Consider the following 23244-nt stretch of genomic DNA (forward strand, 5'->3'; position numbering starts at 1 on the left):
ATGACCGATCGTACGGGCGACAGAATTGACAGACTTGGTTGACTGCGTACAAAAGCTTGTGCGTGGACGAATCTGCTTCGCGTCACTCCGCTTGGGGAGTCTTGCGATGTCCGGGCGGAAACCATGCGGTGAACTTCCACGTGCGCCACGTCCTCGTTCAAATAATGCCGCGCGAATCCGACGCCCCCTGCAGGCAGACTTCCCCTTCATCACCGTACAAGGATTTGTGCGCACCGGGACAAGTCCGGGAAATTTCCTCCACCTACGCTTGCGCTGATGCGATGCAACAAGGCTTACATGGGGTAGGCCATTGACATCTGCCGCTAAGGGAGTCTTCCGGATGCATACCAAGCTCATTGAACACGGACCTAGCTTGCTCGACAAAGGTATTGGCTTTCGTCGCTGGCACGAGTTCGTCATCGGCGCCGTCTGTTTGCTGGCACTGTTGATATCGGGCCACGCAAAGGCCGCCGCACCGGCCGCGCCCGCCGAGTGCAAGGCGCTTCAGGCCCGGTATCCGCAATTCAAGGGGAAGTCGCTTGTCAACGCGATCAATCCCCACACACCTGGCTACGAAGCGCTGGATCCGAGCGACCCCAGCAAATACATCGGCTTTGATATAGACCTCGGCGAGACGATCGGCAACTGCCTCGGCTTCACGATGACGTACAAGCCGGTGACGTTCGCCGCGCTGTTGACGACGCTGCAAAGCGGTCAGGCTGACATTGTGATCTCCGACATCTATGCGACCGAAGAGCGCGCGAAGGCGGCGGACTTTATCACCTACTCGAAGGTGTTCGACGGCGTTCTCGTCGCAAAGGGTAATCCGAAGAAGATCACGGGAATCAACCCGACCATGTGCGGTACCACGGCCGCGGAAAACACCGGTTATGTCGAAGTGCCTCTGATCCAGAATCTTGGGCCGGCCTGCAAGGCGGCCAACAGGCAGGAGGCCGCGATACAGCTTTACGACAACAACGCGAACTGCATTCAGGCGATCCTCTCGGGTCGCGCCGATACGTACATCAACGACGTGAACACGGTGGACCAGGCAGTGAAGGCGTATCCGGACAAGCTCGAAAAGGCGAGCGCGGTGACGCTGCCGTACTCGGTCGGCATCGCCGTACCGAAGGACAAGCCGGAATTTCGCGCGGCCGTGATGGCGGCGCTCGTGGCGATCCAGAAGGCGGGCATCGAGGCTGAGTTGCTGAAGAAGTGGTCGCTTGGCGCTGAAAATCTCGAAACACCCAAACTGATCGTGTCGAACTGATGGAACTGTTTCTGCATTATCTCGGCTTGCCGTATCTGCTGCGCGGCATCGGCTTCACGATCGCGGTGACGGTCCTCGGGCTCGCCGGCGGTGTTGTCGTAGGGCTGGTGCTCGTAGCGATGCAGCTGAGCAGGGTCGGCCCGTTAGCGGCGCTCGCGCGCGGTTATACGGTGATCTTCCGCGGTACGCCGCTCATCCTGCAACTTGTTTTCGCGTATGACGCGCTACCACATATCGGGCTGAAGCTGAGTGCAATCGGCGCCGCCGGTCTCGCGCTCGCAGCAAACGAGGGACCGTTCATTGCGGAGATCCTGCGGGCGGGCGTGCTCGGCGTCGAACGCGGCCAACTGCTCGCAGGACAGGCGCTTGGCATGACACCGTCCGTCCTGATGCGCCGCGTGATCGCACCGCAGGCAATCCGTGCAATCGTGCCGGCGCTTGGCAACGAATCGGTCAGCGCGTTGAAGAACTCATCGCTGGCCTCGGTGATCGCCGTCGATGAGCTGACGTTGCGCAGCACGCAGCTCGCCTCGTCGACGTTCGACTTCTTCTCGATCTTCTTCGCATCCGGGCTGATGTACCTGATCCTGACGGGGGCGGTTGCCGTAATCCAGTTGATCGCGGAAGCCGCGCTCGATCTCGATCGCCCCGTTTCCGGGAGGGTCGCGCGTGTATGGCCGTGGCGCCGTGCCGTTGTGGCGGAAGATACAGCGGCTGGCGCGCGAGCGGCGCCGCAGCCCGAGCCGCTCACTGCCGATCTGCTTCGCGGGAGCGGCCCGCCCACGCGCAGACGGGCGTACAGGCGGGCGGAACATGTAAAGCGCCAGGCGGAACTTGCCCGGCAGGGCGCAGCGGTGCAGGTGAGCGCCTTGCGCAAACAGTACGGCAAGCAGACAGTGCTTGATGGATTCGACCTGACGGTTCGCTTCGGTGAAGTCGTCGTGGTGCTCGGGCCGAGCGGCTCAGGCAAGAGCACGCTGCTCCGCTGCATCAACCACCTCGAACACTGGGACGCGGGCGAAATCCGCATTGACGGAAGGCGCGTTGGCTTTCGCGCCGACGGCCGGCCAATGACGCAGCACGACATCGCGAACGAGCGCGCGAGCATCGGCGTCGGCATGGTGTTTCAGCACTTCAATCTGTTCAGTCACCTGAGCGCGTGCGAGAACATCGCGGGGCCTTTGCGGTGGGTGCATGGCATGGAGCCCGCCGACGCGGAGCGCCGCGCACACGAGTTGCTCGAACGCGTCGGTCTCAGTCATCGCGCCCACGCGTTGCCGCGCCATCTTTCTGGCGGGCAGCAACAGCGTGTTGCGATCGCCCGCGCGCTGGCTCCCAATCCTCGCGTGCTGCTGCTCGATGAACCGACGTCCGCCCTAGACCCGGAGCTCGTCGGCGAGGTGCTAGACGTGATCCAGCGGCTCGCGATCGAAGACGGACTGACCATGATCATCTCCACCCATCAATTGCGTTTCGCCGATCAGGTTGCCGATCGCGTCGTCTTTATGAGCGGCGGCATGGTCGTCGAAGAGGGACCTGCGCACGATGTGCTCACGCATCCGAGGCATCCTTTGACGAGTCGCTTTCTGAGCGTGATGGGCGCTGACAGTGGGTTCGAAGTCGCGTCATAGGCGCGGTAGCGCTTCGTCGCAAGCATCAACCCGGTGGTCAGTCGCGCGTGCCTTGCAGCAATCATTTGTCACTGCCGCGGCGCAAGCCGCACGCGCTCGCCTGCGCTGCTTCGCGCAGATGCGATCGACATGCCCATGCCGAGCAGCGTCAGACAGACGACGGGCACCAGCATCGGGGCGCTCGCGTTGCCCGCGACCTTGCCGATATAGGGCATCAGGTTCTGCGCGAAAAAGCCGCCAAGATTGCCGATCGAATTGATCGCCGCGATGCTCGCCGCAGCACGGGCGCCTGTGAAGTATCGCGGCGGCAGCGACCAGAAGCACGGATAGAGCAGCGGAATGCATGCCCCGCCCAGCACGAGCGCGGCAAATTGCAGCGGCAGGCCCGGCAGCACGAGACTGAGCGCGAAGCCGATCACGCCGACGCCTGCCACCATCGCCATCGCCTTGAGTACCACGCCCTCGCGTTTCAGCTTCGCGGGCAGCCACAGCAGAAGCAGCGCGGAGAGCATCCACGGAATCATGTTGAGCAGGCCGTTGAGCGACGAATGCGAGACGCCGCCGCTTTTCAGCAGCGTCGGCAGCCAGTACGTCACGCCGTAAAGCGAAGTGGACATCAGCATGTAGCCGCACGCGAACATCAGCACGCGTTTGTCGACGAGCGCCCGCCACGGATGCCCGGCGGCCGCTTGCGCCGGCGCCTCGCGCCGGAGTGCCGCGATCATCAGGGCTTTCTCGTCGTCCGACAGGAACGGCGCGCGTTCGACGGACTCAGGCAGGAAGCGCAACGCAACGAGTGCGACGAGGACGGCAGGTATCCCCGTTGCGACAAACACCCATTGCCAGCCGGCGAGACCGAGGTTGCCGTCCAGCGACAACAGCAAGCCACCCGCGAGCGAGCCGAGCATGTTGGCAAGCGCGCTGCCCAAGGTGAAAAAGCCGAGCATGCGCGTCCGATGACTCTGCGGAAACCAGAGCGTCAGATAGAAGATCACGCCCGGATAGAAGCCAGCTTCGGCGACACCCAGTGCAAACCGGAACACATAGAACAGTCCCGTCGAATGCGTGAACGCCATCGCCACGGTGATGGCGCCCCAGGTCGCCATGATGCGCGCGAGCCACAGGCGCGCGCCGAAACGATGTAGCGCAAGCGTGCTCGGCACCTCGAAGATCAGGTAGCCGATAAAGAACAGCGACGCGCCCAGACCATACGACGCTTCCGACATCCCCAGCGCGTGCACCATCTGCAGCTTGGCAAAGCCGACGTTCTGCCGGTCGATGAACGCGATCAGGAACATCACGATCAACAGCGGCATGAGCCGCCAGGCAACTTTTTTCACGACTGCCTGCTCGGCAACCAGAGTTTGGCTCACAATCAATCTCCGTTTAAGAATTCATATATATGTTTTGTTGAATCGGCGTTTGCAACAATGCGTGGAAACCCGAAACGTGCACAAATACGTGCGTTTACGGGTTATTACCGATCCATCATCGACCGTGCATGTGAAATCATATATATGAATTTGATGGAGACGAAAATGCCTGCCGAGGACCGGTTGCCCCGTTACCAGCGTCTGCGCGACGAAATGGTTGCCCTGATCGCGGCCCGCCATTGGCGGCCGGGTGAAGCGATCCCCACCGAGCAGGCGCTCGCCAGCAGCTACGACGTCGCTGTCGGGACGGTTCGCAAGGCCGTCGATCTGCTCGTCGCGGAAGGCTTGCTGGAGCGCTTCCAGGGCAGGGGGACGTTCGTGCGACGCGCGAGCTTCGACAGTTCGTTGTTCCGTTTCTTCCGCTTCCAGACACGGCAGGGCGAACGGCGCATTCCGGAGAGCCGCATCTTGCGCCGCGAGGTCGTCGACGCACCGTCGGCCGTTGCCGCGATTCTGCAAATTTCGAACAGTGCGCGCGTGATCCAGATGTCGCGCCTGCGGTTGATCGACGGCGTGCCGATGCTCGCCGAAGAAATCTGGCTGCCCTACGTACGCTTTGCCGCGTTTGCGCAGATGGACCTGAATGACGTGGGTGACCTGCTGTACCCGGTGTACGAGGCGCAGTGCAATCAGGTCGTGGCGTCCGCCACGGAAACACTGACCGTCGAAGCGATTGGCCCGTTGCATGCGCGGTTGTTGCACATCGAGCCGGGTACGCCGGCTGTCGTCATCGAGCGTCTTGCGTACGGCTATGACAGGCAGCCGCTCGAATGGCGCCGCTCGCGCGGGCCCGCCAGCGAATTCATCTATCAGGCCGAGATCCGCTAGCGGTCGCGCCTTAACAAATACGTCGTCCCCACGCAGGAACGGCGACCCAGGAGACAGCGATGTTCAAATGGTTCAGCGAGATCTCAGGTAACGAACGCCGGACGTTCTGGGCGTGCTTCGGCGGATGGGCGCTCGATTCGCTCGACGTGCAGATGTTCAGCCTCGTGATTCCGGCGATCATCGCCGAATGGTCGATCAACCGCACGCAAGCGGGACTTGTCAGCGGCGTCACGCTGGTGGCGTCGGCGCTGGGCGGCTGGATCGCGGGAATGCTGTCGGACCGGCTGGGACGCGTGAAGACACTGCAATGGACCGTCGCGTTTTTTTCAGTGTTCACGTTCCTGTGCGCGTTTGCGCAGAATTATCCGCAGTTTCTGGTGCTGAAGACGCTGCAGGGGTTTGGCTTCGGCGGAGAATGGGCCGCGGGCGCCGTGCTGATGGCCGAGACGATCCGCAACGAACATCGCGGCAAGGCGATGGGCAGCGTGCAGAGCGCATGGGCCGTCGGTTGGGGCGCGGCAGTGCTGCTCTATGCGTTGATGTTCTCGTTGCTGCCTGGCGATACTGCGTGGCGTGTGATGTTCGGGATCGGCATCGTTCCCGCGCTGCTGATTCTGTACGTCCGGCGCGGCGTGCAGGAGCCCGCTGCACCCGCGCACGCGGTGCGCGACGCGCGCGCGCGTCAACAGGAGCGCACGCCTGGCGGCGTCGCCGGCATCTTTTCTCCGCAAGTGCTGCGCATGACGATGATCGGCGCACTGCTTGGCGTTGGCGCGCACGGCGGCTACTACGCGCTGATGACCTGGCTGCCGACCTTTCTCAAGAGCGAGCGCCACCTGTCGGTGCTAAGCACGGGCGGCTATCTCGCCGTCGTAATCGTCGCGTTCTTCTGCGGGTGCCTCGTGAGTGCGCAGCTGCTGGATCGGATCGGACGCCGCAAGACCATTCTCACGTTCGCGATCTGCTGCGTGATTACGGTGACTGCCTATCTGTTTCTTCCGCTCGGTAATACCGCGATGCTGTTCTTCGGATTTCCGCTCGGTTTTTTTGCAGCCGGCATTCCGGCGAGCATGGGCGCGTTGTTCAACGAGTTGTATCCGCGCGGCATGCGCGGCACGGGCGTGGGGTTCTGCTACAACTTCGGTCGTGTCGTATCGGCGGGATTTCCGGTGCTCGTCGGGCATATGTCTGCAAATATGTCGCTCGGGACGGCGATCGGCATCGATGCGGGTCTCGCCTACGCGATTGTCGTGCTGTCCGTGCTTATGTTGCCGGAGACACGCGGCCGCGCGCTTGGCGAAGCCGCGCTCGATCCGGAACACACCGGCGCGCTCTCCCACGCGCAAAGGCATTGATGCGCGGAGCGCTGGCGCGCAACCGCGCAGCACCTGTGATGAAGGAATGTTCATGATGGAGAAGTCGGCGACGGGCGCGAGCCACGGGCAGACGGCGTATCGTCCGGCCCGCATCGCATCTGTCGATACCCATGCTCATGTATTCGAGCGAGGCTTGCCGCTCGTCCGGCAGCGACGCTATGCGCCCAGCTACGATGCCCCGCTCGACGCCTATCTTGCGCAACTGGATACGCACGGCGTATCGCACGGCGTGCTGGTGCAGCCCAGCTTTCTCGGCACCGATTGCAGCTATCTGCTCGATGCGCTGCGCCGCGCGCCGCAGCGGCTGCGCGGCGTCGCGGTGATCGAGCGCGATTGCCATATCGACGCGCTCACGGAGATGGCAAGGGCGGGCATTGCAGGGATTCGGCTAAACCTGATCGGGCATGCGGATCTGTCGCTCGACAGCTGGGTGAGCGCGCAAACGCTCGCGCATGTTCGTGCGCTGAAATGGCATGTCGAAGTGCATGCGGAAGCTGCGCGGCTGCCACGCATCGTCGAGCCGCTTCTGGACGCTGGCGTGAATGTCGTCGTCGATCATTTCGGCCGGCCCGATCCCGATAGCGGCATACGTGACGCGGGCTTTCGCCGTCTTCTGGAACTGGCGGAGACGCGGCGCGTGTGGGTGAAGATATCGGCGGCATATCGGAACCGGCGCCAGCTTCGCCCGAATGACGATGACGCGCACGAGGCCTTCCGTCTTCTGAAAGCGGCCTTCGGCCTGCATCGCCTGATGTGGGGCAGCGACTGGCCGCACACGCAGTTCGAAGCGGACGAGAGTTTTGCTCACGCGCTCGCACTCCTGCGGGCGCTGCTTCCCGTTGACGAAGAGCGAAAGGTTGTCCTGGCAGACACACCTGCAAGACTTTATATGTTCGAGAAGTGTGATTCCCCTGGCGCACTACAAGGGAAGGTTGGCTAAAACGCCTTCCTGAAAGCATTCGCGCGAACTTCCTGTGGCAGTGGCGGCACAGACAAAGTGCCGTTAATGTCTTTGCAGGTGCGCTTGAATTGCGTGCGCATCGAGAGCCGAGAGATCTTCGTCAATCTCTTCGAAAATCAGGCGACGCGTCTCCTCGCTCAAACGTGCGCGCAGCATCCCGAGAAACTTCGGCTCGACGGCAAGCCGCAATCGCTGATACCGCTGATGAAGACGCCCCTGTTCGATGTAGTCGGCGACGGTCTTGGCGAATTTTTCGCGATCTTTCTCGCTTAGCGCCTGTCCACCAGCGACGACATTGACGATGTCTTCGATTTCCCGCAAATCCAGTTTGAGTCCCGGTGTCTCGAAGATCCTTGCGCGGCTGCCGTCGGCAACGACAACCCAAGTATTGACAGCCATGATGCGCCTCTCAGTGTGATTGGTCGCTGGCCCGGCGGGCGCCGCCAATCGTCGCGTTACGCTGGCGAGCTCGCCGGTCAGCAACACGCTATCTCCAACGCCCATCGACAACGGACCGTGGGGCCTCCCCTCGCTCCTGCGCGAGCGATGGATAATCGGTATAGCCCCGCTCGCCGCCTCCGTAGAACGTGGACGGATCCGGCGAATTGAGTGGAGCGCGCGACCGCAAGCGTTGCGGGAGGTCGGGATTGGCGATGAACAAGCGTCCGAACGCGATCAGGTCCGCGTTGCCGTCCTCGAGCCATCTTTCCGCACTGCCGCCGTCGAACCCGCCCGCAACCATCAACACGCCACGATACGTGCGGCGTACCATCTCGCTCATGCGTTTCGCGCGCTCCATGAAAGCGGCATCCTCACCGGTCGCCGCCAGCGCGGGATTCACGATGTGCAAATAAGCCAGCCCGTATCGATTGAGCTTCTCGATGACGTAAGAAAAGGTCGCCTCGGGATCGTCATCATGCATGTCGTTGAAGGTGCCGAGAGGGGACAGCCGGACGCCGACCTTTTCCGGTCCCCATACTTCGCAAACCGTTTCGATCACCTCGAATAGCAGCCTGGCCCGACGCTCGCTCGATCCGCCGTATTCGTCCGTGCGGCGGTTCGTGCCGGACAACAGAAACTGATCGAGCAGATACCCGTTCGCTGCGTGCACTTCGACGCCGTCCATACCGGCAGCCTTTGCGTTGCGAGCACCTCTGAAGTACTGGCGCGCGAGATACGGCATCTCTTCGACCTGCAGCGCGCGAGGCGTGACGCAGGGTGCGAGGACACCTTCGCCGCGCTCGTTCTCGATGAACGCCTCCGCTTTCGGCAGAACAGCAGAGGGCGCAACGGGCAGCATTTCATCGGGCTGCAACGACGGGTGCGATATGCGTCCTACGTGCCACAACTGCATGAACATCAACCCGCCCGCCTGGTGCACGGCGTCCGCCACCCGCCGCCAGCCTTCGACCTGCTCACGACTATGGATGCCAGGCGTCCATGCATAGCCCTGTCCCTGCATCGACACCTGCGTCGCCTCGCTGATGATGAGCGCGGCCCCTGCGCGCTGCTCGTAATAGCAGGCGTTGAGCTGCGACGGTATATTGCCTGGTCGGCTCGCGCGCGAACGCGTCAGGGGCGCCATCACGACACGATGCCGCAGGGTGTAGGGGCCGACTTTTACGGGCTCGAAGAGCTTGCGCAGCGGGACTTTCTCGTCGCGCTGCCCGGCGTCCCCGGGTGCGATTTCCGTCTCTGGCATATTCGCTCCTTGTGTCTTTGATTCGGCCCGAAAAGTCCTGCCATAGACGCGTCAGTTTGTCGGCGTCAGATCACATCGAAAATGTTGCCGCCTGGTACCGACGACGACTGAGTTTGCGTCTTCGCAGGTTGTTCGGGTTCGGGGTGAACGGCGATTGGGTCGCTCGCAGGAAAGGTCTCTTCGAGCGCTTCGTCGAGTTGTTCATCCGGGGTCATCGGCGCTTCGTGCGCCGCGATATTCGGCTTCTGGACGTCGACGCAACTTGCCTTTGTCATATAGCGCTCCATAAGGGAACCAGCTTCAATGTCGAACTGCGCGTCGACGTGATCGACGTCCACGTCGAATAATCCGCTTGAATTATCAGGGTGCCGATCCGGCCCAAATGCGAACTTCAACAGTATTCAAGATCGCAACCCTGACGCAGGGCTGCGATGCTTACGCTGTCGTATCACTGCTGTTCATGCTCTCTAGCGCCTTTCTCAGGCGTTCTTCCTGATCGTTCGTGAGTGATGTCTTTAATACCTTCCCACCGAAAGGCTTCAGCTCCGGCAGGACCTTGTCGAAATTCACGCGACGCACGAGGATGAACAGCGCCGACGAACCCGGCTCAATGTTCTGGCCCGTCGAACGCATGAAATCGTCGTCGATTCCATAGTCCGAGAGCGCGCCCGACAATGCGCCCGTGCCAGCGCCAATGGCCATGCCCGTTGCCAGCCCGGCGAGGGGATTGAGCAGCATCAGCCCAACCAGACCACCAAATAGACCACCCCAGGCCGCGCCACTGACAGCGCCGATCCTGACGAGATCGACGGCCTGCTTGAGGTGTACCTTGCCCTTCGCGCTACGGACCACGACGCAGGCATCCTCCAGATCAATCAGATGTTCCTTTTGCATCTGTCGGAGTTTGGTCAACACCTGGTCGGCTGTCTCTTCGCCTTTGAAACTTACAACGACTAGATCGCTCATCGATTTTCTCCTCTATTCTCCGGGAATAAACCAAGGCTCTTGCGCAGCATGATTGAGTCGGGCTCAGCGCCGCCCGCGAGCCCGTCGACCGCGCCGCGAAGCAGTTGCGGTGCCAGCCAACCTCGCATATGCCGCCCGGCGCACACCCTGGGACTTTAACGGGGCCATCGACGCGACGACGATGGCATCAAGACTAGATTCTTGCGGCTTGCACGTCTTCCTCGTTCCTGCAGGACGTGTCGGATATCTGCAGCTTCGGCTGCGCGGCTTTCGGATGTGAACGTGACGAACGAGATCAAGCCGAAGGGCAAGCTCGAAGAACTCAAACACGAGATCGAGGATGCGCTTTCCAGAAAATGACTAACCACCAACGTTTCGGTGGGCAAGCCGGAATGTGCGAGGCGTCATACCCGTATATCGATGAAACACGTCGGTGAAATGCTGCTGGGTCTGGAAACCGGCGTGCGCGGCAACCTCAACCAGGGGAAGCGTGTCCTCGCACAACATCGTCCTCGCAAACTTCACTCGTTCGAGGGTCACGTACAGATGGGGCGGGTTACCTGTCGCTGTTTTGAAAACGCGTGCGAAGTTCGAGGCACTCATGTGCACCAGCGCTGCGAGTTGCTCGACTAAAATGGCTTCGGCTATGTGCTCATGAATGAAGAGGTGAATGCGAGTCAGCATTCGACGCGTAAGTGGCGAGTCCGGCTGTGCCGAACCAGCACAGTGTCCGTAGCGTAAGGCAATGTGCATCGAGATGACATCGGCAAACGCGTCGGCGCAGGCGGCGTCGATGAGATCCGCATTATGCAAGGCGCCCAATGTATCCACGGTCTCGCGCAGGAAGGGGTCCCAGGACGTAGACCATTTCGGGACCGCGCAAAACGCCTCTTGCGAGACTTGCCCAAGTACGCCTGATTCGAGCGCGATAACCCATCCGTTGGGAGCGCTGTCCGCGATCGTGTCCAACCTCGCCATCGTGGGGATAACTGCGGTAAAAGGTGCACCTATCAGGATAGAGTGACTCCTGCCGAGGTCGTCGCAGCCGGCGGCGCGCACAACGGTGGGGCCTGTCGGTACAACAAGCTGAAATCCAGGCATCAAAGTCCGTCCGCGGTCGGTAAAAGCGACATGCATCGGTTGGCATCGTAATCCGCGAGCCGTGGCCAATCTCGTAGCCTGGTTCATCATAGTCAGGATTCTCTTTTCCACCTTGGGCTTATCGAAAGCTTATGCCGTAGTTCAGCGGTGCTTAAGATGTATTAGTCATTTGGGCAGAAGCGACCTCGCGCCGTTGGACCGCTGTTGAGCTGTCCCTGCGCTGCTCAGGCGATGCGCGACCGGTGGTAGCGGGATTCAAACCTACACATCCTTCAGACTCGAGTCGGCGTGCTCACGCGCTTTGCGTCAAAGACCACGCGTCGCAAGCGATGTGCGCGCACGCGCGGGCAGAAGTTCAGGCTCGGCAAAACCTTACGAACACAGAATCGCGAAAAGCATGGCAGAAACGCGAAAGAACGGCAGATGCATGGAGCCTAGACTGAAGCTCATCACCTGACGTACACGTGGAGTCCTGCATGGATGAACTGCTTGGGCGCGCTTGGTGGATGCTCATTCTGCGCGGCACAGTAGCGCTGTTGTTCGGCACACTGGCGTTATTCTGGCCCGGTCTTACTCTTCTTCTGCTCATCGCCCTCTTTAGTGTGTATGCGATTGCCAGCGGCGTTGTCGCCATTGTCGCGGCCATCCGCTACCGGGCGACGCACGGCAGCTGGTGGGTGCCCTTGCTGCTCGGCATCTGCAGTGTCGGCGCCGGCGTGATTGCCGCGTTGGTCCCGGGCATTACCGCCCTCGTGCTGGTCGCCGTAATCGGCGCGAACGCGATTATCACCGGCGTGTTGGATCTGATCGCAGCAACGCGTCTGCACCGGCGCCTGCGCAATGCGTGGATGCTAGTGGTGACAGGTGTACTGTCCGTGCTTTTCGGCATCTTCGTGTTGCTCTTTCCGGGCGCCGGCGCACTAGCGCTCGTCTGGCTGATCGCCGTGTATGCGTTGTTCACGGGCGCGCTGCTAGTCGTAATCGGCATCACTGCGCGTGCCTGGCGCCATGACGACCTGACCAGCCAGACACACGCACCATTGCATCCGTGAATGCATCGCTCACGGGCGCTCGTGGGTTACACAGTGAAACCCGCGGGTGATGCTGCGCCAGGTCCTGCCACAGGTCTGGCACTGGCGCACCTCACGTAAGGAGAATCATATGGCTCTGGATCTCGACAAATGGAACCCGTTCCGGTTTTTGCGCTCGCACGCGCAAAAAGGCGCATCCGGCCGCGCCGACGCGCCGCGCACCGGTCAGCAAGGCGCCCAGCAAAACGCGCAACAGACTGGCACACAAACGGGTAACGGGGCGCCGATGGAATTCGGTGCTGCGCCCGTATCACTTGCGACTGCCAGCTGGCCGCTGCCTGACCCGATTCATCTGCTAACCGAATTGATCCGCGATCCGTTCGGAGGTCGTGGACCGCTCGGAAGCTGGTTCGGCGACTTCAGCGCGAGCGAGTTTCAACCGCGGATCGACGTCACCGACGAAGGCGACGCACTGCGTGTCGTCGCCGAGTTGCCGGGCATGAACCGTGACGACGTCGAACTCGAAGTGATAGACGACATGTTGATCGTGAGCGGCGACAAGCGCTTCGAATCGACGCGCGAAGAACAGGGATGCTATCGGGTCGAGCGGTCGTTCGGACATTTTCAGCGCGCAGTCCCACTGCCCGCGGGCATCGATCTCGACCGGGCAGAGGCCAGATTTGAAAACGGCGTGCTGACGCTGCGCGTCCCCAAAGCGGCCGGAGAACCGGCAGCGAAACGGCGCATTGAGATCAAATGACACGATCCGTCAGCGTGGAACTGGTCGGCTTGACGGCGCGAGTTGTGCGCGCCCGTCTGCCCGCCGGCGACGCGACAACCTGCTGGGGCGTTATACCTTGCATGATGACCCGACGCATATCCATTGGAGAGGACACGTTGCATTGCCTTCCGCTGTTGGTACTGCACGATGAATCAGTGCGCTGGCCGACGCGACGAAGAACGATGGGATTCGCCTGAATCGCTTCGAGTGCAGCGCGAGCCCGGCACGCGAACAAGGCGAGCCCGGAACAGGTAGCCGAACAAACAGCGGAACAAATAGCGGAACAGGTATTTTTCACCCACCCGATAGCCGCGCGGGAAGCAATTTCCGCACGGACGAAAAGGAGATCATCATGGCTGAGTGCAGCGTCTGTGGAAGGCCCGCAACCTCACAGATCACGATCACCGAAAACGGTCAGCGCCGTCAGCTGATGCTGTGCAATGAGCACTACATGGAGTTCATGACGCGCAATCAGCGCCACCTGTCGCCGCTCGAGTCCCTCTTTCATGGCGGATTGTTCGACAGTCTGTTCGACGACATGTGGCCGCAGATGGAAAGCGGCCGAGGTACCCGGTTCACCGGGCCCTCGGCTGGACAATCCGGCGGCGCAAATAAGGGTGCAGCGGCCGGCAGCGGACAGACGGGCGATTCAGCAGGCGCACAGCCAGGCGGCCGTACACGCCGGCATCGCCGGGCGCGTGAAGCGGTGGACCTGCAGACGTACCTGAGCCAGAGCGGTCTGGACCGCCTGCAAGCGGCAGCCCAAGCCGCGGTCGAATATGGCAAGAACGAAGTCGATACGGAACACCTGTTGCTGGCGCTTGCCGATAACAATGTGGTGCAGGAAATCCTGCGCGAATTCAAGCTTGATTCTGAAGAGATCAAGAAGACCATCGACCAGAGCGCGCCGCGCGGCACCCGCAAGGAGCCCAGCGACAACGAGCAGATCGGCGTGTCGCCGCGCGCGAAGAGTGCGCTGGAAAATGCGTTGAAGGCGTCGCTGGAACTGGGTCACAGCTATGTCGGACCCGAGCACATCCTGATTGGGCTCGTCGAGGAAGAAGACGGCTTTGCAGGTGAATTGCTGCGCAAGCTCGGGCTGTCGCCGCAATCGCTGCGGCAAAAAGCAGTCAACGTGGTCGGCAAGGGTGCCGAAGACGGCAAGGTGGAAGGCCGTTCCACCACGCCCACGCTCGACAAGTACGCGCGCGATCTCAGCGCGCTTGCGCGCCAGGGCAAGCTCGATCCGGTGATCGGCCGCGACAAGGAAATCGAAACGACCATTGAAGTGCTCGCGCGGCGGCGCAAGAACAATCCCGTGCTGATCGGCGAACCCGGCGTGGGTAAGACCGCTATCGTCGAAGGTCTGGCGCAGCGCATTGCTCAGGATCAGGTGCCGGAAGTGCTGCGCGGCAAGCGCGTGGTCGAACTGAATATCAATAGCGTGGTGGCTGGCGCGAAGTATCGTGGCGAGTTCGAGGAGCGCGTCAAGCAGGTACTGGATGAGATCATCGAGAACCAGGACCGCCTCGTTGTTTTTATCGACGAACTGCATACGATTGTCGGCGCGGGCCAGGGCGGCGGCGAAGGCGGCCTCGATATCGGCAATGTCTTCAAGCCTGCGCTCGCTCGCGGTGAGTTGCACCTCGTGGGTGCGACCACCTTGAACGAATACCAGAAATACATTGAAAAGGACTCGGCATTGGAACGGCGCTTTCAGCCCGTGACGGTGCCTGAGCCTAGCGTCGAGGAAACGATCGAGATCCTGCGCGGCCTGCGCGACCGGCTCGAAGCACATCACAAGGTGAAAATTACCGAAGAGGCGATCGCTGCAGCGGCAAAACTTTCGGATCGCTACATCGCCGCACGCTTTTTGCCAGACAAGGCAATCGACTTGCTCGATCAGGCCGCCGCCCGCGTGCGCATTTCGTCGAATTCGCGTCCGCAACCATTGCACGACGTCGAGGCGAGCATTCGCCGCATCAGGCAGGAACAGGACGCGGCCAGCGCTGCAAAGCAATTCGATAAGGCCAAGGAACTGGAAGGACAGCTCGTCGCGGAACAACAACGCCTGCATGAAGCCACTGAAACATGGAAGAAGGAGCGCGGCACCAGTTCGCAGGAAGTGACGGCGGAAGACATTGCGCAAATCGTATCGTCCCTCACGGGCGTACCGGTAGCCGAACTCACGGCCGAAGACCGTGAAAGGCTGTTGCGACTGGAAGACCATCTGAAGGAACGCGTAGTCGGACAGGATGAAGCCGTCTCCGCAGTGGCCAAAGCGGTGCGGCTTTCGCGTGCCGGTTTGACGGAAGCCGGCAAGCCGACTGCGAGCTTCCTCTTCCTCGGGCCTACGGGTGTGGGTAAAACCGAACTCGCGAAGGCGCTGGCCGCTTCCGTGTTCGGCGACGAGAACGCGCTGGTGCGCATCGACATGAGCGAGTATTCCGAGCGTCATACGGTGGCGCGGCTGGTTGGGGCGCCCCCCGGATACGTCGGCTACGAGGAAGGCGGGCAACTCACCGAGCGAGTGCGGCGCAGGCCATATTGCGTGGTGTTGCTCGACGAGATCGAGAAGGCGAACTCGGAGGTGCACAACATTCTGCTGCAACTGTTCGACGAAGGGCGGCTCACCGACGGCAAGGGACGTCTGGTCGATTTCACCAACACGATCATCATCGCGACCAGCAATATCGGCTCGCAACTGATCCAGGACAACATGAAGGCCGACTCGAAGCAGCTCGGCTACCCTGAACTGCGTGACCGCTTGATGGAAATGCTGCGGCATCATTTCAGGCCCGAGTTTCTGAACCGGGTCGATGAAGTCGTCGTGTTCCATGCGCTGGGCAAGGAGCAGATTCGCCGTATCGTCGACCTGCAACTTGCACGCGTACGGCGTACCGCGCTGGCCCAAAACATCGATCTGTCGTTCGACGACGCGTTGCGCGATCATCTTGCACAGATCGGCTATGACCCCGAGTTCGGCGCGCGGATGCTCAAACGCAAGATCCGTCTTGAGGTGGAATCGCAACTCGCCGATGCGATGTTGCGAGGCGACGTGCGCGATGGCGACAAGGTCACCATGACCTACGACTCGGGGACGCGTTCTGTGCGTGTGCAGAAAGGAGCATCGCCCACAGAAGCAGAAGCGCGCAGCGACGCGTCAACGCAGGCACCGGCACATGCGTGATGCTGGCGCCATCAGGAATGCGACGCCCCCGCCCGCGCGGGGGCGCCGCCCTCACGATTCAAGTTCACCGGCCACGATCTCGTCGCGATAGCACCAGATCCACGTTTCGCCGGGTTCGATTGACCTGACCAGCGGATGACCGGTCGCGTGAAAATGCTTGCTCGCATGCCGGTTGGGCGACGAATCGCAACAGCCGACGTGTCCGCAAGAAAGGCAAAGCCGCAAATGTACCCACGGCTGGCCGAGCTTCACGCAGTCCTCGCAATAGTCGATGGACGTGTTGAGTATGCGGGCTTGGCCCAGGTGCGTGCAACCGGCGGTCATCATCGTGCTCCTCGGACAGGTGTGCGCAGACGCGCGGGGATCAAGGTTGCGCTCGCGCTCAGCTGCTATTCAGATAGCGATGCACCAGTGCCACAGCCATTGCCCCCTCGCCGACAGCCGACGCTACGCGCTTGATCGATGCGTGACGCACATCGCCCGCTGCGAATACGCCGGGCACACTCGTTTCCAGATGCAGTGGCGCGCGTTCGAGAGGCCAGTTCAGGTTCGCCCGATATTCCTGCAGATCGGGCCCGGTCACGAGATAGCCGCCTTCATCGCGAACGACGCCGACCTCCTGTGCCCATTCCGTCTGCGGCACGCCGCCAATGCAGACGAATAGCCAATGCGTTTTTGCCCTGCGGGACTGGGTGGTTCGCACATCGGTCAGCGTTATCTCCTGCAACACGTCGTCGCCAGCAAGCGCGGTAACTTCGGTGCACGTGCACACCTCGATGTTCGACGCCGATGTAATGCGATCCGCCAGGTATCGTGACAACGTGTTCTTGAGCGATGCGTCACGGACGAGCATATAGACGCGATTGGCGGACTGCGAAAAGTGCATGGCGGCTTGTCCCGCCGAATTGCCTCCGCCCACCACATACACGTCTTCGCCGTGGATCAACGCAGCCTCGCTGGCGCCGGCGCCGTAATAGAGGCCTGCGCCGAGAAAGCGCTCTTCACCCGCGAGGCCTAGCGTGCGATATGCCACGCCCGTCGCGCAGATGGAGGTGCGCGCCGTGATACGCGTGCCGTCTTCCAGATATACGATGCCCTGGCCGGGCGGAAACTCCGCGTGCACGCCAGCGCGCGCCAGCAGGATTTCAGCGCCGAATTTGACGGCCTGGTCGCGTGCCCGTTCAGCGAGTTCCGCGCCGCTCAGGCCCTGTGGAAAGCCGAGATAGTTCTCGATCTTCGAACTGCTGCCTGCCTGACCGCCCAATGCCCAGCGCTCCACCAGTACGGTATGCAGCCCTTCCGATGCGCCGTACACTGCGGCGCTCAATCCCGCCGGTCCTGCGCCGTAAATCGCAAGATCGTAGGCTTCACGAGAGGGACTCGCAAACCAGCCGAGCTTCTCGGTGATTTGCCTGATGGTCGGACATTCGAGCCGCGTGCCGTCGTGGAAAACGCAGACGGGCAGGCGCGAATCGGAAAGATGCTGCACGTGCGCCAGGTCCTCAGCTTCCTTATCGCTGCCCAGTTCGATCCACTCGAACGGTATGTCGCTGCGATGCAGGAAGTCGCGTATCGCGTAGCCCTGTGCGCTGCGCATGCGTCCATAGATCCTGACCATGAATATGCTATCCACTGTTGAGGACGTCACGACTTTGCATCGTATTCTCGCGCTTCACGAGCAGCCGGCCGCGCCGAGGTATCGCCAGGATATCGGCGCTTGGCCGTACTCAACCACTATAAGCGCATCGGAGGCGGGTGTCTTTCGCGAAACTGCCAGGTTTTGTCCCCTTTCCGCTGATCGTTCGATCACATCAGGTCGTGCGACTCGTCCAGCTTGCGATCGACAAAACGCATGCCCCATTCGATGCCATCGCGGACCGCCTCCTCCTGCGTAAGCCATTCCGGCTGAATCGTCTCCGGACGGAATTCGGCCACGCGGCTATCGGCATGGCGCACACTCACGGTCGCCTGCCACGCGCCGTATGCATTCCGCTCCGGGTGTACCGCGATCTCGTAGCCTCGATGCTCAAACACGTGCGTTTGCATGACCGGCTCCCGTTTCGTATGAAGGCGTCAATCTGGAAGCACGAACTCGCTGCGCATGTCTTCGATCGCCTTCTGGACATAATGTGCGCAATCTACGCCGAGGTCATTGAGCGGCACCATGTTCCAGTTGCGGCCGGATGCGTCGGGCGGATGCCGCTCTGGTAGCGGTATGCGCACCCGCAAAGCTCCCGGCACATCAGCGGCGATTTTCGTCACGCGGTTCTGCAGTTCGTCGCGGATCTGCTCGGCGGTTCGAACGGTCTTCGGCATCGGTCTGGCTCCTTCGATTGCACGTTCCAATCGTGACTGAATTCACTGAATGGCGCATACGTGCCTGCTGCGTGCGCATGCACCGACGACGCTTCAAGTTTAGTCGCTAATCCCGAGATGCACGGATTAGCGCGCGCTTTTGTGAACAGCATCAACGGAAGGCGCGCCGCAAAGCTGCTGATCGGAACGATGCGAAAGGGCACAAGGGCAACAAAGGCAACAAGGGCCACGAGGGCCCGATCCTCTCCTGGTCAGCCCGTGTCGCTTTGAGCAGCTATCCACAAAGAAGCCGCACAAACGCGAAAAACAGTAGCATGTGCATACGCGACTCGTGAATGGACTGTGCATGGCGCATGTGCACTCCATGCACGCGCAATGCGCTCGCGGCGCAACGACGGCTCTCCGGGAGTCAAATCATGGAAAGTAAGAAAAGCTGGTTACGCAGGGATATCGATGCGTTGCGTCTGCAGTGGGACATGCTCACCTTTTATGAACGATTCGAGCAGCTTGTCGCGCATGTGCTGAGCGTCGTGATTTCCATCATTATCCTCGTGTCGCTCTGGCAGTTGATTCACGCGGTGATTTCGTTGCTGGTTTCGGACGCGCTGAACCCGCTGGATCACGCGGTGTATCAGACCATCTTCGGGATGGTCATGACGCTGCTGATCGCGATGGAATTCAAGCATTCGATTACGCGCGTGATGGCGCGGCGCGATCACATCGTGCAGGTCAAAACGGTGCTTCTGGTTGCGCTGCTGGCTATTGCCCGCAAATTCATCATTCTCGATCCGGCCAGTGCGCCCGCCCAGATCGCGGCGCTTGCGTTTGCGCTGGTGGCACTGGGGAGCGTCTACTGGCTGATGCGGCAGCGTGATGACCCGGTCGACGCGGTGACGGCCGCGCAAGCAGAGCGTGATCCCGCGGTGCATACGCAGCGGCAGCAACGGGGACTGCCCCGCGAAGGCGGCCAACCCGACAAATGATCAGGGTCGCCGCGCTCGTCAGGTGGTGAGAGCGTAAGCCTTCAATCCGGTGGACGGGATTGATGATCGCGGCAAGTCCGGTCGCCTCCGGTTGTGCCCGGGACAGGCGCTTCGAGCGCGAGCCCTTTCGTCTCAGCGCTGACGGGCGTCAGAACCCCCAGCCGTTCACCCCAGAGCAGGACCGTCACGTTGACGAACTCGATCTCCATAACCGATCCTTTCTCCAGACGATGCAGCATCGAGGTCGTGAACGCGGGCGAGAGTCCCGTCTAGGAAGGAATGATCCGTTCGCGCTTCAATTTATCGAAGAGCGCGAAGAACGCATCCGGTGTGGGCTGATAATCGAGGAAGCCGGCTTTACGGCTCTTGCTCATGTCAGTCAGCACTTCCATCGGACGTCCGAGGTCGGCGTCCGTATGCCACCACGACACGAGCTTGCCGATATCCGGTTCCTTCAGTTGGTAGCGGCCCGCGATAACCGCCCATTGCCCGCCCGCATCCTGCATGCGATGTTCGAGCGGACGCGTCTCGCCGTCGAAAGGCGCGGGCTCGATGCCGAAATACTGCGCGAGCTGGGACCACATCCATTTCCATCTGAACACGTCGCCATTGACGACGTTGAAGTCCTCGTTGCGTGCGGCGGGAGAGGTGGACGCCCACTCCAGATGCCGCGCGAGCAGGCGCGCGTCGGTCATATCCGTGAGACTGTTCCATTGGGCGGCCGAGCCGGGAAACACGAACGGCTGCCCCGTTTCCTTGCACAGCGTCGCATACACGGCGAGCGTGACGCCCATGTTCATCGCGTTGCCGAGCGCGAAGCCGATGATGGTATGCGGTCGATGCACGCTCCAGCTGAAGTCATATCGACGCGCGGCTTCGAACAACCGGTCTTCCTGCTCGTAGTAGAAGTTATCGACGGGTTGCCGGCCTTGTTCCTCCCGAAACGGCGTGAGCGGGACATTGCCTTGCGCATACGCTTCAAAAGGGCCGAGGTAATGCTTGAGGCCCGTGACGAGCGCGGCGTGTTCGAGCTTGCCGGTCGGGCCGAGCGCATCCAGCACGTGACGGACCATTGCGCCGTTCACTTCGATGTTCTCGCGCTCGGTTGCCTGTCGCGACCATGCGGTAAAGAAGACGTGACTGAAATGCTGTCCTTGCAGCGCATCCGTAACGGATTGCGCGGAAGTGAGATCGGCTGTGACGGATTCGACGCCGTCGGGCGCTTTGGTGCGTCCGCGCGAGAGACCCGTTACGTTCCAGCCTCCGCGCGCCAGTAGATGTTGCGCGAGATTGCCGCCGACGATGCCCGTCGCGCCAATGATGAGTGCCCGTTTGTCCATGTAAAGTAAATATCGAAAGTTGCAATGTTGGCAGGAAGAATCTGCGGATGCGCGCTGCGCCAGGGGACGCGGCTATACGCTCTGGAAGGTCCGGCTGTCGGGCCGTATGCCGTCGAAAGCACACGCCAGCAAGCGATGTACCGCTTCACGGGAGAGCGGCCTTGGGTTGTAGTAGGGAGCCTGCATCGCTGCCGTGGCGGCAGCATCAATATCGCTTGAGCGAAGGCCTAGCATATCGAGAGACGCGGGGGCATCAAGCGAGCGGCCAAGGTCGTGCAGCGCCGCGGCGGGTTCCTGGGTGTCCAGTGCCTTGCACAGGCGTTCGTGGGCGGCTGGCGCCGCGGGCAGATTGAACGCCATCGAATAAGGCAGCATCACCGCATGGGTCTCTGCGTGCGGCAGATTGAACATTCCGCCGAGCGTGTGGCACAGCTTGTGATGCAATGCCATGCCGACGCTCCCCAGCACGGTCCCGCACAGCCAGGCGCCATACTGGGCGGCTTCGCGCGCCGCGATATCGTCCGGCTGCTTCACGATGCGCGGCAACGCATTCGCGAGGCTGCGGATGCCTTCTTCAGCAAACAGCGACATCACGGGGTTGGCGTCCTGCGCATAGAGCCCTTCGGCCGCATGCGCAATTGCATTGAGGCCGCTCGTCGCCGACAGCGACGCGGGCAAGGTCAGTGTGAGGCACGCGTCGTAGATCACGGTGCGCGGCAGTACGCGATAACTCTTGCCGGTTTTTTTCTCGCTCGCCGACGTCATGCCGTAGATAGGCGTGACCTCCGACCCGGCGTACGTGGTCGGAATGGCGAGAATCGGCAACGAGGTTTCGAGCGCAATGGCTTTTGCGAGCCCGAGCGTGGAGCCGCCTCCCGCTGCGACGAGTCCATCCGCGCCCGCTGCGAGCGCCGCCGCGACTCCTTCCTGCGCGGTTTCGACGGGCACATGCATGACGGCCCGATCGAACATGTCCGCACATCGCTCGCCCGCGAGCTTGCGCACGCGGTCGGCAAGAAAGCGCTGCTCGGGCGTGCAGAGCACGAGCGCGCGGCGGATGCACAGTTCGTCCAGTTCATCCGCGAGGCGCTCGATCGCTCCCGTGCCGAAGACGATGCGGCCGGGCCGGCTGGTATAGGTGAAGGCAATCATGGGCATTGACTCAGGACGAAGTCGAATGAGAGCGTGCTGAACGGCGTCGCCATCACCGTACCGTCGGGCGCCGTGCCACGTTCGTGGCGAGTCCAGGGCGCAATCAGCGACGAGCGCACGCCGAATACCGCGTCCGAGTCCAGGTAACGATCGCCCTCGCGGAACACGTGCGTGACGAGCCGTTCATAGCCGGGCGCCGTAATCATGAAATGCAGATGCGCCGGGCGCCACGGGTGACGCCCCAGCGCTTCGAGCATGCGTCCAACGGGACCATCGTGAGGAATCGGATAGGGCTCCGCCACGATCGAGCGAAAGTGATAGCGTCCATCGGCAAGGCTATGCAGCACACCTCTTGCGCGATGCGTGTCGGCGTCGCTGGTCTGGACATCGTAGAAGCCATCGGCGTCCGCCTGCCAGACTTCGATGCGCGCGCCGCTTACCGGCTCGCCGCCCTGGCCGCGCACGACACCCGATACGAAGCACGGTTCGCCGCGCGCACCATTGGCGACGTCGTCGCCGTTACGATATTCGGGCGCATTGTCGACGAAGAAAGGACCGAAAACGGTTGCCTCCGTGCAGCCCTTCGGCTTGCGGTGCGCCATTGCCGTCACGAGCATCGACAGGCCGAGCGTATCCGACAACAGAATGAACTCCTGGCGGCGGTCGTCGGTGATATGGCCGACATCGGTGAGAAAGCGGATGCCGGCTTCCCATTCGCGCTCGGTCAGGCCGACTTCGCGGGCGAAGCCGTGCAGATGCCGCACGAGACTCGTGACGATCGTCTTGAGCCGCTCATCGGGTGCCTGTTCGTGGCGTGCAAGTACGGCATCCGTGATGGTGTTCTCGTCGAGGTTTCGCATGGATCGAATCCGTTGATGTGACTAGCGGTTGTCGACGCGCTTGAGGAACGGACGGATATCCACGCTGCGCCAGATGCCCGCCTTGTTGAACGGGTCGTTGCTGTTGAAGCGCATCACGTCACCGATCTCGTCAGCTTCGAAAAGAAAGAAACTGCCGATCATCGTTTCCTGATCGCCTGCCAGCAGCGGGCCGGACATGACCATCCTGACGGGCGAGGTGGCCAGATAAGCCTTGTGTGCTTCGTAGTGGGCAAGACGGCGTTCGACCATGTTGTCATGGTCGAGGCAGTAGACGGTGTAGTGCATCGCAACTCCTGAATGTG

General features: G+C 61.6%; 23 protein-coding genes and 1 pseudogene. 9 read left to right on the forward strand and 15 right to left on the reverse strand.

Annotation, left to right across the window (positions count from 1 at the left end; all coding sequences use genetic code 11):
* Positions 1-340 precede the first annotated feature (340 nt).
* Both KFO72_RS18700 and KFO72_RS18705 read left to right on the forward strand, forming a co-directional pair.
* Positions 341-1270: an ABC transporter substrate-binding protein gene (locus tag KFO72_RS18700; protein ID WP_060605239.1), complete on the forward strand. Its 930-nt coding sequence runs from the start codon at positions 341-343 to the stop codon at positions 1268-1270.
* Positions 1270-2901 carry an amino acid ABC transporter permease/ATP-binding protein gene (locus KFO72_RS18705; protein ID WP_225032735.1) on the forward strand — a complete coding sequence of 544 codons (1632 nt, stop codon included), beginning with the start codon at positions 1270-1272 and terminating at the stop codon, positions 2899-2901. Before KFO72_RS18700 ends, KFO72_RS18705 begins: the two co-directional genes overlap by 1 nt.
* A gap of 68 nt (positions 2902-2969) precedes the next feature.
* Here KFO72_RS18705 and KFO72_RS18710 read toward each other — a convergent pair whose 3' ends face one another.
* Entirely contained in the window at positions 2970-4217 is a 1248-nt protein-coding gene (locus tag KFO72_RS18710) for an MFS transporter (protein WP_263627710.1), read from the reverse strand.
* Between the two features lie 222 nt (positions 4218-4439).
* Here KFO72_RS18710 and KFO72_RS18715 point away from each other — a divergent pair, with 222 nt between their 5' ends.
* From KFO72_RS18715 to KFO72_RS18725, 3 genes are read left to right on the forward strand one after another with little or no spacing between them, the layout of a single operon-like run.
* The gene (locus KFO72_RS18715; protein WP_054933623.1) at positions 4440-5162 is read left to right on the forward strand and encodes a GntR family transcriptional regulator; all 723 of its coding nucleotides are present in this window, start codon (positions 4440-4442) and stop codon (positions 5160-5162) included.
* A 59-nt stretch (positions 5163-5221) separates the two neighbouring features.
* Positions 5222-6517 (forward strand): MFS transporter, encoded by a 1296-nt coding sequence (locus KFO72_RS18720; protein ID WP_225032737.1) that lies wholly within the window; start codon positions 5222-5224, stop codon positions 6515-6517.
* Positions 6518-6569: 52 nt separating this feature from the next.
* Positions 6570-7478: an amidohydrolase family protein gene (locus KFO72_RS18725; RefSeq protein ID WP_225032738.1), complete on the forward strand. Its 909-nt coding sequence runs from the start codon at positions 6570-6572 to the stop codon at positions 7476-7478.
* Between the two features lie 63 nt (positions 7479-7541).
* Here the strand turns inward: KFO72_RS18725 and KFO72_RS18730 are convergent, their stop codons facing one another.
* From KFO72_RS18730 to KFO72_RS18750, 5 genes are all read right to left on the reverse strand, one after another.
* Positions 7542-7985, reverse strand: a complete 444-nt coding sequence (locus KFO72_RS18730) for a host attachment protein (RefSeq protein WP_318248509.1) — start codon at positions 7983-7985, stop codon at positions 7542-7544.
* 1 nt (position 7986) lies between these two features.
* The gene (locus tag KFO72_RS18735) at positions 7987-9201 is read right to left on the reverse strand and encodes an alkene reductase (RefSeq protein ID WP_082433996.1); all 1215 of its coding nucleotides are present in this window, start codon (positions 9199-9201) and stop codon (positions 7987-7989) included.
* A 65-nt stretch (positions 9202-9266) separates the two neighbouring features.
* A complete protein-coding gene (locus tag KFO72_RS18740; protein WP_225032739.1) occupies positions 9267-9476 on the reverse strand; it encodes a hypothetical protein in 210 nt (69 codons plus the stop codon).
* A 160-nt stretch (positions 9477-9636) separates the two neighbouring features.
* On the reverse strand, positions 9637-10167 hold the full coding sequence (locus KFO72_RS18745; RefSeq protein WP_035997555.1) for a DUF1269 domain-containing protein: 531 nt from the start codon (positions 10165-10167) through the stop codon (positions 9637-9639).
* Between the two features lie 360 nt (positions 10168-10527).
* Positions 10528-11136 (reverse strand): helix-turn-helix domain-containing protein, encoded by a 609-nt coding sequence (locus KFO72_RS18750; RefSeq protein WP_225032740.1) that lies wholly within the window; start codon positions 11134-11136, stop codon positions 10528-10530.
* 608 nt (positions 11137-11744) lie between these two features.
* Here KFO72_RS18750 and KFO72_RS18755 point away from each other — a divergent pair.
* The 3 genes from KFO72_RS18755 (at position 11745) to KFO72_RS18765 (ending at position 16270) form a co-directional block, all read left to right on the forward strand.
* Entirely contained in the window at positions 11745-12320 is a 576-nt protein-coding gene (locus KFO72_RS18755) for an HdeD family acid-resistance protein (RefSeq protein WP_054933601.1), read from the forward strand.
* Positions 12321-12429: 109 nt separating this feature from the next.
* On the forward strand, positions 12430-13059 hold the full coding sequence (locus KFO72_RS18760) for an Hsp20/alpha crystallin family protein (protein ID WP_036001602.1): 630 nt from the start codon (positions 12430-12432) through the stop codon (positions 13057-13059).
* Positions 13060-13432: 373 nt separating this feature from the next.
* On the forward strand, positions 13433-16270 hold the full coding sequence (locus KFO72_RS18765) for an ATP-dependent Clp protease ATP-binding subunit (RefSeq protein WP_263627708.1): 2838 nt from the start codon (positions 13433-13435) through the stop codon (positions 16268-16270).
* 51 nt (positions 16271-16321) lie between these two features.
* Here the strand turns inward: KFO72_RS18765 and KFO72_RS18770 are convergent, their stop codons facing one another.
* The 4 genes from KFO72_RS18770 to KFO72_RS18785 form a co-directional block, all read right to left on the reverse strand.
* Entirely contained in the window at positions 16322-16594 is a 273-nt protein-coding gene (locus tag KFO72_RS18770) for a UBP-type zinc finger domain-containing protein (RefSeq protein ID WP_036001599.1), read from the reverse strand.
* Between the two features lie 58 nt (positions 16595-16652).
* Entirely contained in the window at positions 16653-17888 is a 1236-nt protein-coding gene (locus tag KFO72_RS18775) for an NAD(P)/FAD-dependent oxidoreductase (RefSeq protein ID WP_054933603.1), read from the reverse strand.
* A 188-nt stretch (positions 17889-18076) separates the two neighbouring features.
* Positions 18077-18316: a DUF6566 family protein gene (locus tag KFO72_RS18780; protein WP_054933604.1), complete on the reverse strand. Its 240-nt coding sequence runs from the start codon at positions 18314-18316 to the stop codon at positions 18077-18079.
* A gap of 27 nt (positions 18317-18343) precedes the next feature.
* Positions 18344-18586, reverse strand: a complete 243-nt coding sequence (locus KFO72_RS18785) for a hypothetical protein (protein WP_035997538.1) — start codon at positions 18584-18586, stop codon at positions 18344-18346.
* Between the two features lie 416 nt (positions 18587-19002).
* Here KFO72_RS18785 and KFO72_RS18790 point away from each other — a divergent pair, with 416 nt between their 5' ends.
* Positions 19003-19569 carry a phosphate-starvation-inducible PsiE family protein gene (locus KFO72_RS18790; RefSeq protein WP_060605251.1) on the forward strand — a complete coding sequence of 189 codons (567 nt, stop codon included), beginning with the start codon at positions 19003-19005 and terminating at the stop codon, positions 19567-19569.
* Positions 19570-19610: 41 nt separating this feature from the next.
* Here the strand turns inward: KFO72_RS18790 and KFO72_RS42570 are convergent.
* From KFO72_RS42570 to KFO72_RS18815, 5 genes and pseudogenes are all read right to left on the reverse strand, one after another.
* A pseudogene (locus KFO72_RS42570) lies at positions 19611-19814 on the reverse strand (hypothetical protein); the annotation flags it as partial.
* Positions 19815-19838: 24 nt separating this feature from the next.
* Complete coding sequence (locus tag KFO72_RS18800; RefSeq protein WP_225032741.1) at positions 19839-20909, reverse strand: SDR family oxidoreductase; 1071 nt, start codon at positions 20907-20909, stop codon at positions 19839-19841.
* Positions 20910-20981: 72 nt separating this feature from the next.
* Positions 20982-22061 (reverse strand): maleylacetate reductase, encoded by a 1080-nt coding sequence (locus KFO72_RS18805; RefSeq protein ID WP_107202437.1) that lies wholly within the window; start codon positions 22059-22061, stop codon positions 20982-20984.
* Positions 22058-22921 (reverse strand): intradiol ring-cleavage dioxygenase, encoded by an 864-nt coding sequence (locus KFO72_RS18810; protein WP_035997529.1) that lies wholly within the window; start codon positions 22919-22921, stop codon positions 22058-22060. Before KFO72_RS18810 ends, KFO72_RS18805 begins: the two co-directional genes overlap by 4 nt.
* Positions 22922-22942: 21 nt before the next feature.
* A complete protein-coding gene (locus KFO72_RS18815; protein ID WP_035997526.1) occupies positions 22943-23227 on the reverse strand; it encodes a YciI family protein in 285 nt (94 codons plus the stop codon).
* Positions 23228-23244: the final 17 nt, after the last annotated feature.

This window comes from Paraburkholderia sp. XV, assembly GCF_020177535.1.
In the GTDB taxonomy this organism is placed as follows: domain Bacteria; phylum Pseudomonadota; class Gammaproteobacteria; order Burkholderiales; family Burkholderiaceae; genus Paraburkholderia; species Paraburkholderia caribensis.

What these genes read in the sequence shown, in the direction of transcription:
- KFO72_RS18700 (WP_060605239.1), top strand. Translation starts at nt 341, where the DNA reads ATGCATACCAAGCTCATTGAACACGGACCTAGCTTGCTCGACAAAGGT.
- KFO72_RS18705 (WP_225032735.1), top strand. Translation starts at nt 1,270, where the DNA reads ATGGAACTGTTTCTGCATTATCTCGGCTTGCCGTATCTGCTGCGCGGC.
- KFO72_RS18710 (WP_263627710.1), bottom strand. Translation starts at nt 4,217, where the DNA reads ATGCCGCTGTTGATCGTGATGTTCCTGATCGCGTTCATCGACCGGCAG.
- KFO72_RS18715 (WP_054933623.1), top strand. Translation starts at nt 4,440, where the DNA reads ATGCCTGCCGAGGACCGGTTGCCCCGTTACCAGCGTCTGCGCGACGAA.
- KFO72_RS18720 (WP_225032737.1), top strand. Translation starts at nt 5,222, where the DNA reads ATGTTCAAATGGTTCAGCGAGATCTCAGGTAACGAACGCCGGACGTTC.
- KFO72_RS18725 (WP_225032738.1), top strand. Translation starts at nt 6,570, where the DNA reads ATGATGGAGAAGTCGGCGACGGGCGCGAGCCACGGGCAGACGGCGTAT.
- KFO72_RS18735 (WP_082433996.1), bottom strand. Translation starts at nt 9,201, where the DNA reads ATGCCAGAGACGGAAATCGCACCCGGGGACGCCGGGCAGCGCGACGAG.
- KFO72_RS18740 (WP_225032739.1), bottom strand. Translation starts at nt 9,476, where the DNA reads ATGACAAAGGCAAGTTGCGTCGACGTCCAGAAGCCGAATATCGCGGCG.
- KFO72_RS18745 (WP_035997555.1), bottom strand. Translation starts at nt 10,167, where the DNA reads ATGAGCGATCTAGTCGTTGTAAGTTTCAAAGGCGAAGAGACAGCCGAC.
- KFO72_RS18755 (WP_054933601.1), top strand. Translation starts at nt 11,745, where the DNA reads ATGGATGAACTGCTTGGGCGCGCTTGGTGGATGCTCATTCTGCGCGGC.
- KFO72_RS18760 (WP_036001602.1), top strand. Translation starts at nt 12,430, where the DNA reads ATGGCTCTGGATCTCGACAAATGGAACCCGTTCCGGTTTTTGCGCTCG.
- KFO72_RS18765 (WP_263627708.1), top strand. Translation starts at nt 13,433, where the DNA reads ATGGCTGAGTGCAGCGTCTGTGGAAGGCCCGCAACCTCACAGATCACG.
- KFO72_RS18770 (WP_036001599.1), bottom strand. Translation starts at nt 16,594, where the DNA reads ATGACCGCCGGTTGCACGCACCTGGGCCAAGCCCGCATACTCAACACG.
- KFO72_RS18775 (WP_054933603.1), bottom strand. Translation starts at nt 17,888, where the DNA reads ATGGTCAGGATCTATGGACGCATGCGCAGCGCACAGGGCTACGCGATA.
- KFO72_RS18780 (WP_054933604.1), bottom strand. Translation starts at nt 18,316, where the DNA reads ATGCAAACGCACGTGTTTGAGCATCGAGGCTACGAGATCGCGGTACAC.
- KFO72_RS18785 (WP_035997538.1), bottom strand. Translation starts at nt 18,586, where the DNA reads ATGCCGAAGACCGTTCGAACCGCCGAGCAGATCCGCGACGAACTGCAG.
- KFO72_RS18790 (WP_060605251.1), top strand. Translation starts at nt 19,003, where the DNA reads ATGGAAAGTAAGAAAAGCTGGTTACGCAGGGATATCGATGCGTTGCGT.
- KFO72_RS18800 (WP_225032741.1), bottom strand. Translation starts at nt 20,909, where the DNA reads ATGGACAAACGGGCACTCATCATTGGCGCGACGGGCATCGTCGGCGGC.
- KFO72_RS18805 (WP_107202437.1), bottom strand. Translation starts at nt 22,061, where the DNA reads ATGATTGCCTTCACCTATACCAGCCGGCCCGGCCGCATCGTCTTCGGC.
- KFO72_RS18810 (WP_035997529.1), bottom strand. Translation starts at nt 22,921, where the DNA reads ATGCGAAACCTCGACGAGAACACCATCACGGATGCCGTACTTGCACGC.
- KFO72_RS18815 (WP_035997526.1), bottom strand. Translation starts at nt 23,227, where the DNA reads ATGCACTACACCGTCTACTGCCTCGACCATGACAACATGGTCGAACGC.